Origin of the sequence: Streptomyces sp. NPDC088785, from assembly GCF_044750685.1 — a bacterium.
GTDB lineage: Bacteria > Actinomycetota > Actinomycetes > Streptomycetales > Streptomycetaceae > Streptomyces.
In genome coordinates this window covers 102,465-117,746 of the sequence record NZ_JBIVKH010000017.1, presented here as the reverse complement: position 1 = coordinate 117,746, position 15,282 = coordinate 102,465, and the positions used below count along the sequence as shown (strand labels likewise).

The following is a 15,282-nucleotide window of genomic DNA, read 5'->3' as shown; positions in this document are numbered from 1 at the left end:
CGGGCCGCACGGTCCCGCGTTGCCGAGCGGTGATCGTCCTTGGCATGCTGGCGCGATGCCGACGATGCCACTCACTGATCAGGTCGAGGCGCTGCTCGCCGCCGCCGACGCGGGCACCCTGCCGATCGTCGCCGCGGGCGACCCGGTGCTGCGCCGCCCCGCCGAGCCCGTCGACGGGCAGCTCTCCGACGCCCTGCTCGCCCGCCTCGTCGAGGTGATGCGCCGCACCATGCACGCGGCGCCCGGCGTCGGGCTCGCCGCGCCGCAGATCGGCCTGGCGCTGCGGCTCGCGGTGCTGGAGGACGCGGCGACCGTCCCCGAGGAGGTGCGGGTCGCCCGGGGCCGGGTGCCGCAGCCGTTCCGGGTCCTGGTCAATCCGGCGTACGAGGCCGTGGACGGGCGCCGGGCGGCGTTCTTCGAAGGGTGCCTGAGCGTGCCCGGCTACCAGGCGGTCGTCGCCCGGCACGAGCGGGTGCGGCTGCGCGCCCTGGACGAGCACGGGCGCGCCGTCGACGAGGAGTTCGGCGGCTGGCCCGCGCGGATCGTGCAGCACGAGACGGACCACCTGGACGGCACCCTGTACCTGGACCGGGCCGAACCGCGCTCCCTGTCGTCGACGCGGACGCGGGCGGCGGCGGAGCGCTGGGCGCAGCCGACACCCCGGCTGGCCGCGGCCGAACTGGGGTTCCCGCTGCCGGAGTCGGACTGAGGCCCGGCCGGGGCCGGGCGGGCCGGTCGGTCGGTCAGTCCATCGGCGGCATCTCGCCCTGGGGCCTGGTGACGTCGATGACGGAGAACGGGCAGCCCTGCGGGTCGGCGACCGAGGCCATCCGGCCGAACGGGCTGTCCGCCGGACCGAAGTGCAGGGTGCCGCCGAGGCGTTGCACGGTGGCGACGGCGTCGTCGCAGTCCTCGACGACGAAGTACACGTTGACGTACGACGGCACGTGGTCGGGGAAGGCGTCGGTCATCCGCATCCGGCCGAGCTGGGGCCCGCCGTCGAGCAGCCAGACGTGGAAGTCGACGTGCTCGTCGGCGATCTTCTTGGCGTCGTAGGGGAAGACGGACGTGAAGAACGCGTCGGTCTTGGCGGCGTCGCGGGTGTTGACCTCGGCCCAGCAGTACGCGCCGGGCTCGTTGACCACCTCGAACCCCTCGTGGGAGCCGGGCTGCCAGAGGCTGAACATGACGCCGGCCGGGTCCTGGACGGTGGTCATGGTGCCGAAGTCGGCGACCTGCATCGGCTCCATCATGAGGGTGCCGCCCGCGCTCCTCACCTTCTCGGCGCTCGCGGCGACGTCGGGGGCGGAGAGGTAGAGGTTCCAGGACGGCGGGACGCCCTCCGCGCCGGGCATCTGCGGCATGAGGGCGGCGACGCGCTTGCCGTCGGCGTTCCTCGCCTGCGTGTAGTTGCCGAAATCCTCGGCGCCCGGCTCGTAGGTCCAGCCGAACAGCTCCGCGTAGAAGGCCTTGGCCGCCTCCAGGTCCGGATACATGGCGTCGGCCCAGACGGGCGCGCCCTCGGGACGTACGGACATGACGCGTCACCCTTCCCTGGGGGTTGCCGGACAGCGGTGTGCCCGGCGGCTACGGTCCCACGCTAGGCCTGCGGGCCCCGGTCCGCGATCGGTGTGCCGAAGGTCGTCGGGGAGGCCGGGTCGAGGGCGGGCGCCACCACGGCGAACGCCTCGTCGAGGAGGGCCACCGGGTCCTGCGCCGCGTCCCCGGCGCTCCAGTGCTCGAGGACGACGTGGAACGCGGTGAGGGCGTTGCCCGCGGCCAGCGCGGGATACAGGTCGGTGGCGGCGTCCCGGCCGGTCCTGCGGGCCAGCTCCGCCGCGAGGTCGTCGCGCCAGCCGTCCTGGCGCTCCAGGAACCGGGCGAGCAGCGCCGGGGTGCGCAGGATGAGCCGGACCACGCGCAGCGCCCGCTCGCCGTCGGCGGCGCAGGTGGTGACGGGCACCCGGACGGTGTGCCGCAGCGCCTCGGACGGCGGCTCGCCCGCGGGCCGGGCGGCCAGCTCGGCCCGCATGTCGTCGCCCATGCCGGCCAGGAACTGCACGACGACGTCCTCCTTCGACTGGAAGTACCGGAAGAAGGTCCGCTTCGAGACGCCGGCGGACGCCACGATCTCGTCGACCGTGACGGCGTCGAAGCCCTTGACGGCGAGCAGTTGCAGCGCCGCCTCGGTCAGCTCGTCCGCGACGAGCTGCCGCTTGCGCTCGGCCAGGGTCGACTCTGCTCGGTTGCTCACCCCCTCATCCTACATGCCGTGCCCTCGGTGACACCGAGATGCTCTCTTGACACCAAGTGCCATCACAGGCAATCTGTATCATATGACTTGGGATCTGTGGACACCTGACCGCATCGCGGACCAGGGCGGCCGGGTGGCCGTCGTCACGGGAGGGGGCAGCGGCGTGGGGCTGGCGACCGTCCGGGCGCTCGCGCGGCGCGGAGCGCGGGTGGTCCTCCCGGTGCGCGACCTCACCCGGGGCCGCCGCGCCGCCGCCGGGATCACCGCCGACGTCCCGGGGGCGCGGATCGACCTGCGCCACCTGGACCTGGCCGACCTCGACTCCGTGCGGGCCTTCGCCGACGGGTTACGGGCGGAGCTGCCCCGGCTCGATCTCCTCGTCAACAACGCCGGGGTGATGGCGCCGCCGCACACCCTCAGTGCCCAGGGCCACGAAGTGCAGTTCGCGACGAACCACCTGGGGCACTTCGCGCTGACGGGACTCCTGCTCGACCTCCTCGGGCGGGGCGACGACCCGCGCGTGGTGACGGTGAGCTCGCCCAACCACCGCCGGGGACGGCTCGACCTCGGCGTCGTCGGCGACCTCGACGTCCTCGACGTCCTCGACGGGCCGCGCGGATACTCGCCCATGGGCCACTACAACCGCTCCAAGCTGGCGAACGCGGTCTTCGGGCTGCACCTGCACCGGCTCCTCGGGCAGGCGGGCAGCCCCGTGCGCAGCGTGCTGGCGCACCCCGGGTACGTGGCGACGAACCTCCAGAAGGGAACGCCGGTCGCGGGCGTGCGGCTGCTGTACGGGCGGCTGCTCGCGCCGCTCGCCCAGAAGCCGGCCGACGGCGCGCGGTCCGTGCTCTGCGCGGCGACGGAACCGGCCGTGGAGAGCGGCGCGTTCATCGCACCCGGCGGGCGGGGCGAACTGCGCGGCGCGCCGACCAGGGTGCGGCCCGCGCCGCGCGCCGCGGACGCCGTCACCGGCCGCCGCCTGTGGGAGGTGTCAGAGCGGCTGACCGGTGTGCGGTTCCCGCTGCCGGTGGCCGGGTGAACGGGCGCCGGCCGCGCGCCCACTGGCGCAGCCGCTCGGCGGGCCGGGGCAGCACCACGAACGCCTCGGCCTGGAGGCAGGCCCAGCTGATGCGCGGCAGGTCGCGGGCGGTGGGGTAGACGACGAAGCGGGGCTGCCACGCGGGCCGGAACTTGGCGTTGAACCGGTAGAGCGACTCGATCTGGAACCAGCGGGAGACGAAGACGAGCAGCGAGCGCCACCCCCGCAGCACCGGTCCGGCGCCGAGCCGCTCGCCGCGGGCCAGCGCGGCACGGAACACGGCGAAGTTGAGGGAGACCCGGGCGATGCCCAGGGCGGGCGCGTCGCGCAGGGCGGCGACGATGAGGAGTTCGTTCAGTCCGGGTTCGGCGGTGCGGTCGCGGCGCATCAGGTCGAGGGAGAGACCGTCGTCGCCCCAGGGCACGAAGTGCAGCAGAGCGCGCACCTGTTCGTGCCCCGTCTCGTCCCGCTGGTGGGCGGTGACGACGACGCAGTCCCCGTCCGCGGGGTCGCCGAAGCGGCCGAGCGCCATGGAGAACCCGCGCTCGGTGGCGCTCCCCCGCCAGGCCGCGGCGGCCTCGCGCAGGTGCTGCCGCTCGGCGGGGTCGAGGTCCCGCACGTGGCGGGTGCGGCAGGAGTATCCGGCGCGTTCGATGCGGTGCACCATCTGGCGCACGTTGCGCAGGGGGCGTCCGGCGAGGCTGAAGGCGGCGCAGTCGACGACGGCCTCGTCGCCGAGTTCCAGGGCCCGCAGGCCCCCCTCACGGACCCACACCTGCCCGCCGAGTTCGCTGCATCCCATGACCGCGGGGGTCCAGGCGTGCCGGGCGCACTGGTCGAGGAACTCCCTGATGGCGCCGGGCCAGGCCTCGGGGTCGCCGATCGGGTCCCCGCCGGCCAGGGCGACGCCGGAGACGACGCGGTAGCCGATGGCGGCCTTGCCCGTCGGGGAGAACAGGACGGACTTGTCGCCGCGCAGCGCGAAGTAGCCGAGCGAGTCGCGCCGCCCCTCCCGGTCGAGGAGGGCACGCAGGCGCGCCGAGCCGTCGGCGGGCGGCAGCCGGACCGGGCGCAGGGCGAGGTAGGCGGTGGTGGCGCCGGTGACCAGGCCGAGCGCGAGCAGCGACAGGTGCACGGCGTCGCCGACGCGGTCGGAGGCGTACGTGAGGGGGCCGCCCGTTCCGACGAGCCCGTACGCGACCTGCTGGACGCGGTCGGTGAACGAGATGCCGTGCCCCTCCTCGTCGCCGGCGCGCACCCCGACGATCAGCAGGCCGATGCCGAAGCTGAGAGCGAGCAGCACGAGCAGATTGCTCAGGGCGCGGATGCGGCCGCGCGGATCGCTGCGGGCCCGGAACTCCCCGCGGAACACGACGAGTCCGGCGCACAGCAGTGCGGAGACGGCGGCGGCGACGAGCGCGTGATGGCGCAGTCCCTGGACGACGGCGCTCGCCGCGAGCAGGACCACGGCGGCCTCCCAGGCACGCCGTTTGCGGCGGCGCAACCCGCGGGCGAGCAGTACGAGGAGCAGTCCGGCGGCGAGCGCGGCGGCGCGGGCGATGGAGTCGGCGAGCCCCGGTACATAGGGCGCGATGCGCTCGATGCGGGTGACGCGGACGTGCGGGAAGACGGCCGTCGCGATGTCGAGGAGCCCGATGAACAGGCACGTGTGACCGGCCACGGCGGCAGGGCGAGGTTTCACAGGCGCCGAGCGTAGGGACGCCGGGCACCGGTGGAGTAAGAGCCGGTGAGGAGGAGGGTAAGAAGCCGCGCCGTGCCCGACCCGCCCGCCCCGCGCGGTCTCTTCACGGGAGGGGGCCGCGGGTCCGGCGGTGCGCCGCCCCGGACGGGAGGAGATGCGGAGGGGCCGGACGAGCCGGGCGTTGCTGTACGTGGCTGTCCTGGGAGCACTGGGCCGCGTGGTTCTGACGGTGTGGGTGTGGCCGCGTGTCGCGCGCCGGGGCCCGCTGCCGGTGCCGGGCCGGCTGGGCGCGCTCGCGGCGACCCGGTCGCAGGACACGGCCCCGGCTCCGCACCCGCCGCGCGGGACGGCGCGGGCCGCTAGCCCAGATCGGCGAGCAGGTCGTCGAGGGCGCGGCTCAGGGCGTCGCTGTTGGCGTCGTCGAACCAGGTGGTGCGGATGCGCTCGTTGTTGCCCCGCGGCGTCTCGTGGTCGGCGGCAAGCCGGCGCAGGCTGCGGCTCTCGTCGCCCAGGGCGCGGCCGAGACCCTGGAACAGTCCGCGCACGTAGCGTTCGGCGTCGGCGGCGGGGATGTCGTGGCCGGCCGCCCAGTCGGAGAGCACGGTGAGGTAGGCGAGATGGGTGGTCAGCGTCCCCGTCAGCGCGGAGAACACGTCGAAGGCGGCCTCGTCCGCGACCGGCAGCACGCCGCCCAGGTGGTCGAAGAGGGCGTCCGCCGCCGGGTGCGAGGGGTACGTCACGGTCACCGAGCGGCGTTCGCGGACGGTGGGCAGCGGGATCGCCCTGATCACCGGGGCGTCGGTGGCGAGGAGCGCGCGCAGGTCGTCGGTGCGCACCCCCGCCATGGCGTTGACCACGACCTTGTCGTCGGGGACGCGCAGCCCGGCGAGGGCCGCTTCCCGGTCCGCGCGCCGCACGGCGACGATCACGAGCCCGGCGCGGTCCACGACGTCCTGGTTGTCGGCGCAGACCTCGACCCGGGCGTACCGCTCGGCGAGGGCGGCGGCGGTGCGGGCGCCGCGCGGGGAGAGGAACACCTCGGGAGCCGTCCCGCTGCCGCCGCACAGCCCCTCCACGAGGGCCTGCCCCAGCTCCCCGACCCCGATGACGCCGATCCGGCGCGTCCCGTCCACGGTGGCCGTCCGCTCAGCCCGCGACGCGGACGCCGAACTGGAAGCTGCCGATGGTGCTCATCGATTCGTAGCGGACCACGGCCCCCGGGTACGGGGCGTGGATCACCTGGCCGCCGCCCGCGTAGAGGCCGACGTGCTCGGTGTTGTTGAAGAAGACCAGGTCGCCGGGCTTGAGGGCGCTCATGCCGACCCGGACTCCGTCGTTGACCTGGGTATAGGTGACACGGGAGATCTGCACGCCGGCCTGCGCGTACGCCCACTGGGTCAGGCCCGAGCAGTCGTACGAGTTGGGGCCGGTGCCGCCGCGGACGTACGGCTTGCCGAGCTGGCCGGCGGCGGCGCTCAGGGCGGCGGCGCCGAACTTGGAGGCGGCGGCCTCATGGCCGAGGTCGACGCGGCTCGCGGCCGAGCGGCTGGCGCGCGTCTCCGCGTCGGCCATCTCCTTGCGTTCGGCGGCGGTCAGGGAGTTCAGCAGCTTCTGCGCCTCGCCGAGCTTGCCCTGGATCTCCCGCTTCTTCCGGCCCAGTTCGGTGCGGGTGTCGGCGAGGTCCTTCAGTTTCTCGGCGGCCTCCGCGCGCTCCTGGGCGAGCGTGCGCTGCTTCGCCTGGACCTTCTTCAGCGACTCCAGCTGCTGCGCGGACAGCGAGTCGAGGGTGGAGGCCCTGTCGAGGTAGTCGTCCGGGTCCGCGGAGAGGAAGAGCTGGACGGAGGGGTCGATGCCGCCGGAGCGGTACTGCTCGCCGGCCATCGCGCCGAGCGCGGTGCGCAGCTCGTTCAGCTCGTCCTGCTCGCGGGCGACCCTGTCCTGGAGCCGGTCGATCTGCCGCTCCAGCCTCCGCTGGTCCTCCTTGGCGCCGTCGTACTGGTTGGTGGCCCGCTCCGCCTCTTCGTAGAGCGTGTCGACCTTGGCCTTGACCTCGTGCTTCGTGGGCTTGGGGGCGGCGTCGGCCGCCTGCGAGGTGAGGGCCACGGCAGCGGCGGCGGTCGCGGTGAGCACGGTCACGCGGGTGCGGCTCGGCTGCTTGGATCGACGGTGGGACGCCACGGAAGGCGGTCTCCTTCTTCCTCAGGCCACCCACGGAAGAGCCCATGGACGGTGCCCTCCCACCGTCGCGCACCTGATGTGCGGGATCGCCCGAGTGGAAGGTCGAAGCCCTGACACTAGTGACCTTCCTGTGACCATTTCAAAGCCTGTTGTGAAAAAACTCGTCCCACACCTGCATTCTTTGCACACAATTCACGTGCGGTGATGTTCTTTTGACGGTGCGTCGCGGGTGGCGACGACGAGCCCGCACCGCGGGCTGCCGTCGGGGCGCTCCCCCAGTTCGGGCAGGTCGCGCAGTTCCACTCCGAACCCGACGCGCTCCAACTCCCGGCGCACGTCCCCGTACCGGAACACCCGGTAGTACATGACGAACGGCGGCCGCCACACGGCGTTGCGCACCCGCATCGCCGCGTCGAAGCCGAGCATGGCCCAGTAGCCGCGCGAGCCCGGCCGCGCGGGCGCGGGGATCGGGAACACGAACTGCCCTCCCGGGCGCAGCACCTGGTGCACCTGGGCGAACAAGTCGGCGTGCTGGCGCGGGAGGAAGTGCCCGAACGCCCCGAAGCTGACCACCAGGTCGAAGACGGGCCCGAACGGCAGGGCGAGGGCGTCCGCGCGCACGTACGACGCCGTGGGCCCGCCGCGCCGCGCGACGTCCAGCATCCCGGCGCTGAAGTCGACCCCGACGGCCCGCCCGGTGCACACCTCGCGCAGGACACCGAGGCCCGCTCCGGTGCCGCAGCACAGATCGAGCCCGGTGCCGTAGGGGCCCGTCCCGCGCAGGACGCGCGTGACCGGGTCGAGGACGGCGTCGGGGGTCCGGAACGGGGTGTGGTCGAACTTCGGCGCGAGCAGGTCGTAGCCGTGCTCGACCGACGACATCGCCTGCACGGCCAGCTCGCGGAGGGTGGGGCCCTGAGGGGTGAACATGGCCGCTCAGCTTAGGTGGGCGGCCCCGGGAAATCCGGGCTTGCCACGCACCGGGGGTGGCGTGCTACTCTCCGAGCGGTACTTGTGTACGTCTCCTCTTCGTCACATCTTTCCCCATCGGGTTTCCCCATCGGGATCATCGAGGCGCCGGTACCGTTCCTCTCTTTTCCAGCGCACGAGCGCTCAGCATCGTCCTGTGTCGACGCACGGTCGCTTCGCGCGCATTTTCCTGGTCAACGGGTTCTGACGGGTGACGTCCCGCCCCGTTCCAGGTCTTCCCCGGCCCCGGCCGGGCGTGACATGTCCGCCCGCCCCTGGTTCCGCCGGATCCCCCACCCGCTTTCTCTGCCGCGTACGACCTCAGTCCGCGAAAGGACCCTGATCGACCATGACCACCACCACACTCCGCGCGCCGCGACAGCCCGGCGCCCCCACGTCCACCGACGTTCCCGTCAGCGCGGTCGGTGTCCTCGACATCGCCGGGAACGGGGGCGGCCACCTGCGCTCCCCCGGCCTGATCCCCACGCCGGACGACGTCCAGGTACCCGCCCAGCTGATCCGCCGGCACGGCCTGCGCACGGGCGACTTCGTCACCGGGGTGTGCGGCAGGCCGCGCGCCCTCGCCCGGGTCGAGACCGTCGAGGGCCTCGGCGTCGAGACGGCGCGCAGCCGTCCGCGGTTCGCCGACCTGACCCCGCTCCACCCGAACCGCCGGCTGCGGTTCGACAGCCCCGCGGGCGGCCTCGCCGGACGGGTCGTCGACCTGGTCGCGCCCGTCGGCAAGGGCCAGCGCGGCCTGATCGTCGCACCGCCCAAGACCGGCAAGACCGTCCTGCTGCAACAGCTCGCCGCGGCGATCGCCGACCGCCACCCCGAGGCCCACCTGATGGTCGTGCTCCTCGACGAGCGGCCCGAGGAGGTCACCGACATGCGCCGTTCGGTGCGCGGCGAGGTCTTCGCCTCGACGTTCGACCGGCCCGCCACGACCCACGTCGCGCTCGCCGAACTCGCCGTGGAACGCGCCAAGCGCCTCGTCGAACGCGGCGTCGACGTGATCATCCTGCTCGACTCCCTCACCCGGCTGTGCCGGGCCCACAACAACGCCACGGCGTCGTCCAAGGGCGGCCGCACACTGTCGGGCGGGGTCGACGCGGCCGCGCTGCACGGCCCCAAGCGGCTGTTCGGGGCGGCCCGCAACACCGAGGAGGCCGGTTCGCTGACCATCCTCGCCACGGCGCTGGTCGACACCGGCTCCCGCGCCGACGACTACTACTTCGAGGAGCTGAAGGGCACCGGCAACATGGAGCTGCGGCTGGACCGCACCCTCGCCGACGCCCGCGTCTTCCCCGCCGTCGACATCACCCCGTCCGGCACCCGCCGCGAGGAGCTGCTGCTCCCCGCCGCCGAGCTGGCGGCCGTCAGCGGACTGCGCCGGGCCCTCCAGGGCCGCGACGGGCGCTCCGGCTACGAGGCCCTGCTGGACAGGCTCCGCAAGACGCCCGACAACGCCGCGTTCCTGCGCCAGGTCCACGGGACCGTCCCCACCGCGTGACCGGCCCTCCCCCATCCTCCGTACCCTTCGTCCTATGACTGCGAGCAGAACGCGCCCGGGACGCTGCCCGTCCGTGACGGTCCGCCGGGCCACCGCGCGGGACGCCAAGCGCCTCACCCGGCTCGTGCGCGGCTCCAGCGCCTACGAGGGGCAGTACGCGGACATGGTCGCGGGCTACCGCGTCAGCGCCGCCTACATCGACACCCACCGGGTCTTCGCCGCGGTGGACGACAGCGGCACCGCCCAGGACCCCGGAGCGCGCGGCCCGGTCCTCGGCTTCTACGCACTGCTGATCGACCCGGCCGAGCTGGACCTGATGTTCGTCGCCGACGCGGCGCAGGGCCGCGGCATCGGCCGGCTGCTGGTCGCCCACATGCGCGACGAGGCCCGCGCCGCCGGGCTCGACCGCGTACGGGTGGTCTCCCATCCGCCCGCCGAGGGCTTCTACCGCAGCATGGGGGCCCGCCGCACCGGGACCGCCGCGGCCGCGCCGCCCGCCGTCGGCTGGGACCGACCGGAACTCGAGTTCGCCCTTCCCTGCGGCGCCTGAGGGGTTCCGCCCCGGGCGCCCACGGCGCACACTCGGGGGCACCCGAAGCGGGCGACCATGGGGCAAGGAGGCCACATTGGGCGGCACCGAGGCACGCGCCGAGGCGTTCGACGTGATCGTGGAGATCCCGCAGGGCTCCCGCAACAAGTACGAGATGGACCACGACCTGGGCCGCATCCGCCTGGACCGGATGCTGTTCACCTCGACCCAGTACCCGGCGGACTACGGCTACGTCGAGGGCACCCTCGGCGGGGACGGCGACCCGCTGGACGCGCTGGTGCTGACCGCCGACGCGACGTTCCCCGGCTGCGTCGTCGAGTGCCGGGCGATCGGCATGTTCGTGATGAGCGACGAGAAGGGCCCGGACGAGAAGCTCCTCTGCGTCCCCGCCCACGACCCGCGCCACGCCTCCGTCCAGGACATCGAGGACATCCCGGAGTTCGACCGGCTGGAGATCACCCACTTCTTCGAGGTCTACAAGGACCTGGAACCCGGCAAGTCGGTCGACGGCTCCCACTGGGAGGGCCGCGACCGGGCCTACGAGGAGATCGCCCGGGCCCGCGCGGCCCTGCGCGACCGCGACGCCGTGTGACGGAGGGCACGTCCCGGGCGTCGGGACGCGCGACGCGGCAACTGGCGCGCAAATCAGCCCAATCGGAGCGATAAAGTGGCCCGTCAACCCACACGCGCCCGATCACCCAGGAGCATCTACGTGACCGTAGCCATCGACGCGTCCGAAGCAGCGGCCCCGACCGGCGGCGACGCCGTACCGCCGCAGGCCGCGGAGTCCACGCCCGCGGTCGACGCGCAGGGGAGCACGACGGACGGCGAGGCGGGCAACTTCTGGCAGCCCCCGGCGGACACCCCCGCCGACGCGCCGCAGGAGACCGCACACCCCGCCCCCGCGGAGGACGCCGAGGACACCGACGACGCCGAGGACACGGCGGACACCGAGGACACCGAGGACACGGCGGACGCCGACGCCGAGGTCCCGGAGCCGATCGCCCGCGACGCGCACGAGTTCGGCGTGTACGCGCGCACCGGCGGCTGGGCGTTCGCCCTGAAGGTGGCGCGCAGCGTGCGCCCCGGCGGACAGCCGGCCGGGGAGACGTCCAAGGTCTCGGCGCGCCGGTTCGCCGGGCTCGCCGGCTGCTCGGCCGACCGGGTCATGCGCTTCTACAAGGCGTGGGACCGCGCGGCGGACGACGGCATCGTGCCGCAGTTCGAGTCGCTGGCGCCGGGCGCGGACATCGAGCTGCCCGAGGCCGACGTCTGGCTGTCGTACTACGTCTCCCGCTCCAGCGGCACCTCCGTGCGCGGCCAGGCGATCACCGAGGCCGCCGAGGCGGAGGGCATCCGGCCGACGAAGGCCCTGGAGGTCGCGGAGAACCCGACGGCGCTGCGGGCCGCGATCCTCGCCGACCCGGGCACCGCCGAGGCCGCCCGCAAGGCCCTGATGGACCGGCTCGGCGAGGACCCGGTGCTGCGCACGGGGATGGCCCGGGACATCGTGCGCACCGACGACCTGAAGAAGGCGGTCGCCGAGGAGAGCAAGACCGGCGGCCAGCTCGAATACGTACGGAAGATCGTCGAGGAGGGGCAGGTCAAGACGCCCGCGGGGCAGAAGATCGAGGCTCCGCGCTCGCTGCGCGAGGAGGCCGAGCGCCACCTGTCCCTCATCGACGAGCTCGACGAGGACGAGGAGACCGGCGAGTGGGCCCAGGAGGCCTACGACAGTGTGCGCACGCTGGTCGCCGAGACCGTCGAGAAGGATCCGGAGCTGCGGGTCCAGGAGCGGCGCGCGAAGTTCTACAGCAGCCTGCAGAAGGCGACGAAGGCGTTCGAGGAGCTGACCTTCGACGACGTCGACGGCGAGGAGATGGACACCATCGTCGAGGACGACATGCTTCAGCGCCTGGAGGAGTTGCAGGAGGCGATCTCGACCTGCATCTCGGCCCTCCAGAAGGCCAAGGGCGCCAGCTGACCTCCTCGCCCCGCGCCCGCCGGTGCCCGGCGCTCCCCCACGGGAGGGCCGGGCACCGGCGCGTTTCGGGGGTGCGTCCTCGGCCACCCGGCGGAACGTTGTCGTCTCGTTCACGCAATCTCGGCGGCCCTCGCCCGGACCGGGCCGCCGCTCCCCCGCGGGCGGGGTGGCATCGTGGCATCGAGAACCGGACAACACAGGAGAATCCATGTCGGAAACCCCCCGCCCCACCGGAGAGCCGGCCCGCCAGAACGTGACGCTCGACAGCGCCGGCAACCCGGCGCACGGCTATCTGGCCCTGCCGCCCGCGGGCCGCGGCCCCGGTGTCATCGTCATCCAGGAGTGGTGGGGCCTGACCGGCCACATCGCCGACGTCACCGACCGGCTCGCCGCCGAGGGCTTCGTGGCGCTCGCGCCCGACCTGTACGGCGGCAGCGTCGCGCACGACTCCGGGGAGGCGTTCCGGATGATGCAGGAGCTGCCGGTGGAGCGCGGCGTCGACCTGCTGTCGGGAGCGGTGGACCACCTGCTCGGACGGCCCGAGGTCACCTCGGCCACGGTCGGCGCGGTCGGCTTCTGCATGGGCGGCGGCTTCGTGCTGTACCTGGCCGCGAAGGACCCGCGGGTCGGCGCGGCCGTCCCGTTCTACGGGGTCGTCCAGGGCGAGATCCCCGACTTCTCCGGGCTGCGGGCCGAGGTCCTCGGCCACTACGGCGAACGCGACGAGACCGTCCCCGTGGCGACCCTGGACGGCCTGCGCCGCACGATCCGCGAGCAGTCCGGCATCGAGGCGGACTTCCGCCTCTACCCGGCGGACCACGCCTTCTTCAACGACGGCCGCCCGGAGGTCTACGACGCGGCGTCGGCGGCGCAGGCGTGGGCGGCGACGACGGACTTCCTGCGCTCGACCGTCGTGTAGCGCCCGCCCGCACCGGGTCCCTCCCGGCGTGGGGGGGGGGGGGGGGGGGGGGGGGGGGGCCCCCCCCCCCCCCCCCCCCCCCCCCCCCCCGCCGGCTCAGGTCACCAGATCCGCACCCGGTCGGCCGGGTCCAGCCACAGACCGTCCCCGGCCTCCGTCTCGAACGCCTGGTGGAACTCGTCGAGGTTGCGCACGATGTTCGCCCGGAACTCCGGCGGCGAGTGCGGGTCGATGGTCAGATACTGCTGCTCCTGCTCCTTGCGCCGCTTGGTGCGCCAGCAGAACGCCCAGTTGAGGAACAGCCGCTGCGAGCCGCTGACGCCCTCCTCGTCGACCGGTACGTCCCCGCCCTCCAGGGAGATCAGGTAGGCGGTGTGGCCGATGGTCAGGCCGCCGAGGTCGCCGATGTTCTCGCCGACGGTCAGCGCTCCGTTGACCCGCTCACCGGGCAGGTTGCGCGGCTCGAACGCGTCGTACTGGGTGATGAGCGCCTTGGACTTGGTCTCGAAGGCCGCCTTGTCGTCGGCGGTCCACCAGTCGTTGAGGTTGCCCCGGCCGTCGTACTGCGCGCCCTGGTCGTCGAAGCCGTGGCCGATCTCGTGGCCGATGACCGCGCCGATCCCGCCGTAGTTCTCGGCCGGGTCCGCGTCCGGGGAGAAGAACGGCTTCTGAAGGATGCCGGCCGGGAAGCAGATCTCGTTGGTGCCCGGGTTGTAGTACGCGTTCACCGTCTGCGGCAGCATGAACCACTCGTCGCGGTCGACCGGCGCGCCGATCTTCGCCAGCTGCCGGTCGTGCTCGAAGGCGTCGGCGGCGTAGGCGTTGGCGACCAGGTCGCCCTCGACGACTGCCAGCGCGGAGTAGTCGCGGAAGGAGTCCGGGTAGCCGATCTTCGGCCGGAAGGTGGCGAGCTTCTCGTAGGCCCGCTCCTTGGTCTCGTCGGTCATCCAGTCGAGCGCGCCGATGGACTGCCGGTAGGCCTCCAGGAGGTTGGCGACCAGGTCGTCCATGAGGGCCTTGGACGCCGGCGGGAAGTGCCGGGCGACGTACTCCTTGCCGACGGCCTCGCCCATGGCGCCCTCGACGAACTGCACGGCGCGCTTCCAGCGGGCCCGCAGCTCCGGGGTGCCGTTGAGCGTGCGCCCGTAGAACTCGAAGTTGTTGTTCACGAACGCCGACGACAGGTAGGGGGCGCTGGTGCGCAGCACCCGCGCGAGCAGCCAGTCGCGCCACTGCTCGACGGGCGTCTCGGACAGGACGGCCGACAGGTGCGCGAGGTAGGACGGCTGGCGCACGCAGGACTGGGCCAGCGTGGCGTCGCCGCCGCCGAGCGCGTCCACGTAGGCGCGCCAGTCGAACGCCGGGGCCAGGGCGGTCAGCTCGTCGAACGTCGTCAGGTTGTACGTCTTCTGCACGTCCCGCGTCGCGGCGCGCTCCCAGTGGCCCTCGGCGAGCCGGGTCTCCAGGGCGAGGACCGTGCGCGCTGCGGCGGCCGGGTCGGCGTGCTCGCCCAGCCGGAACAGCTCGGTGAGGTACGCCGCGTACTTCTCCCGCGTCCCGGCGAACTTCTCCTCGCGGTAGTACGACTCGTCGGGCAGGCCGAGGCCGCCCTGGAGGATGTTGTACAGGTAGCGGTCGGAGTCGCGGTCGTCGGAGTCGATGTACGAGCCGAACAGGCCGGAGCCGCCGGAGCGCTCGAAACGGCCGATGAAGGCGGCCAGCTGCGACACGTCGGTGAGCGCGGCGGCCTCGTCGAGGAGCGGCCGGATCGGGTCGAGGCCGCGGGCCTCCACGGCCTCCTCGTCCATGAACGACGCGTACAGCTCGGCGATCTTGCGGGCCTCGTCCGGGTCGAGGCTGGTGGGGCCGCCCGCGGCGATCTCCTGGATGATCTCCTTGACCTGCTGCTCGGCGACGTCCACGAGCTGCACGAAGGGGCCCCAGCTGGAGCGGTCGTCGGGGATCGGCTCGGTCGCGAGCCAGTGGCCGTTGACATGGCCGAAGAGGTCGTCCTGCGGTCGGATCGCCGGGTCCATGCCCGCGCGTGCGTCATCCAGAGTGCTCATCGACGCAGCCTACCCAGGTCAGCGCGGGTGAACAGCACCTGTCGGGCGGCTTTGGCGCAGCGTGGACAGCGCGCTGCCCCGCCCGGCGCGGGGCCGGGCGGGGCA

General features: G+C 73.4%; 14 protein-coding genes. 7 read left to right on the top strand and 7 right to left on the bottom strand.

From position 1 onward, the window contains the following. Window positions 1-55 precede the first annotated feature (55 nt). Window positions 56-709, top strand: a complete 654-nt coding sequence (def, locus tag ACIP5K_RS32115; RefSeq protein WP_401415239.1) for a peptide deformylase — start codon at window positions 56-58, stop codon at window positions 707-709. 34 nt (window positions 710-743) lie between these two features. Here the strand turns inward: def and ACIP5K_RS32110 are convergent, their stop codons facing one another. Both ACIP5K_RS32110 and ACIP5K_RS32105 read right to left on the bottom strand, forming a co-directional pair. After that, the gene (locus ACIP5K_RS32110) at window positions 744-1,538 is read right to left on the bottom strand and encodes a VOC family protein (RefSeq protein ID WP_401415237.1); all 795 of its coding nucleotides are present in this window, start codon (window positions 1,536-1,538) and stop codon (window positions 744-746) included. Between the two features lie 62 nt (window positions 1,539-1,600). After that, complete coding sequence (locus tag ACIP5K_RS32105; RefSeq protein WP_401415235.1) at window positions 1,601-2,254, bottom strand: TetR family transcriptional regulator; 654 nt, start codon at window positions 2,252-2,254, stop codon at window positions 1,601-1,603. Window positions 2,255-2,336: 82 nt separating this feature from the next. Here ACIP5K_RS32105 and ACIP5K_RS32100 point away from each other — a divergent pair, with 82 nt between their 5' ends. Further along, window positions 2,337-3,296: an oxidoreductase gene (locus ACIP5K_RS32100; RefSeq protein WP_401415233.1), complete on the top strand. Its 960-nt coding sequence runs from the start codon at window positions 2,337-2,339 to the stop codon at window positions 3,294-3,296. Here the strand turns inward: ACIP5K_RS32100 and ACIP5K_RS32095 are convergent. From ACIP5K_RS32095 to ACIP5K_RS32080, 4 genes are all read right to left on the bottom strand, one after another. Beyond that, window positions 3,223-4,977, bottom strand: a complete 1,755-nt coding sequence (locus ACIP5K_RS32095) for a phosphatidylglycerol lysyltransferase domain-containing protein (protein ID WP_401415232.1) — start codon at window positions 4,975-4,977, stop codon at window positions 3,223-3,225. The genes ACIP5K_RS32100 and ACIP5K_RS32095 overlap by 74 nt on opposite strands. Window positions 4,978-5,357: 380 nt before the next feature. Then, complete coding sequence (locus ACIP5K_RS32090; protein WP_401415230.1) at window positions 5,358-6,131, bottom strand: NAD(P)-binding domain-containing protein; 774 nt, start codon at window positions 6,129-6,131, stop codon at window positions 5,358-5,360. Window positions 6,132-6,144: 13 nt separating this feature from the next. Beyond that, window positions 6,145-7,176: an NlpC/P60 family protein gene (locus ACIP5K_RS32085; RefSeq protein ID WP_401415228.1), complete on the bottom strand. Its 1,032-nt coding sequence runs from the start codon at window positions 7,174-7,176 to the stop codon at window positions 6,145-6,147. Between the two features lie 192 nt (window positions 7,177-7,368). Continuing rightward, the gene (locus ACIP5K_RS32080) at window positions 7,369-8,106 is read right to left on the bottom strand and encodes a class I SAM-dependent methyltransferase (RefSeq protein ID WP_401415226.1); all 738 of its coding nucleotides are present in this window, start codon (window positions 8,104-8,106) and stop codon (window positions 7,369-7,371) included. Window positions 8,107-8,494: 388 nt separating this feature from the next. Between ACIP5K_RS32080 and rho the strand changes: the two genes are divergently transcribed. From rho to ACIP5K_RS32055, 5 genes are all read left to right on the top strand, one after another. Next, window positions 8,495-9,658 (top strand): transcription termination factor Rho, encoded by a 1,164-nt coding sequence (rho, locus tag ACIP5K_RS32075; RefSeq protein ID WP_401415224.1) that lies wholly within the window; start codon window positions 8,495-8,497, stop codon window positions 9,656-9,658. 34 nt (window positions 9,659-9,692) lie between these two features. Further along, on the top strand, window positions 9,693-10,208 hold the full coding sequence (locus ACIP5K_RS32070; RefSeq protein ID WP_401415222.1) for a GNAT family N-acetyltransferase: 516 nt from the start codon (window positions 9,693-9,695) through the stop codon (window positions 10,206-10,208). Between the two features lie 76 nt (window positions 10,209-10,284). Then, a complete protein-coding gene (locus ACIP5K_RS32065) occupies window positions 10,285-10,800 on the top strand; it encodes an inorganic diphosphatase (RefSeq protein WP_401415220.1) in 516 nt (171 codons plus the stop codon). 120 nt (window positions 10,801-10,920) lie between these two features. Further along, the gene (locus ACIP5K_RS32060) at window positions 10,921-12,192 is read left to right on the top strand and encodes a hypothetical protein (RefSeq protein ID WP_401415218.1); all 1,272 of its coding nucleotides are present in this window, start codon (window positions 10,921-10,923) and stop codon (window positions 12,190-12,192) included. 208 nt (window positions 12,193-12,400) lie between these two features. Continuing rightward, the gene (locus ACIP5K_RS32055) at window positions 12,401-13,111 is read left to right on the top strand and encodes a dienelactone hydrolase family protein (RefSeq protein ID WP_401415216.1); all 711 of its coding nucleotides are present in this window, start codon (window positions 12,401-12,403) and stop codon (window positions 13,109-13,111) included. Window positions 13,112-13,212: 101 nt separating this feature from the next. Here ACIP5K_RS32055 and ACIP5K_RS32050 read toward each other — a convergent pair whose 3' ends face one another. Next, window positions 13,213-15,177, bottom strand: a complete 1,965-nt coding sequence (locus ACIP5K_RS32050; protein ID WP_401415214.1) for a M13 family metallopeptidase — start codon at window positions 15,175-15,177, stop codon at window positions 13,213-13,215. Between the last annotated feature and the right edge of the window lie 105 nt (window positions 15,178-15,282).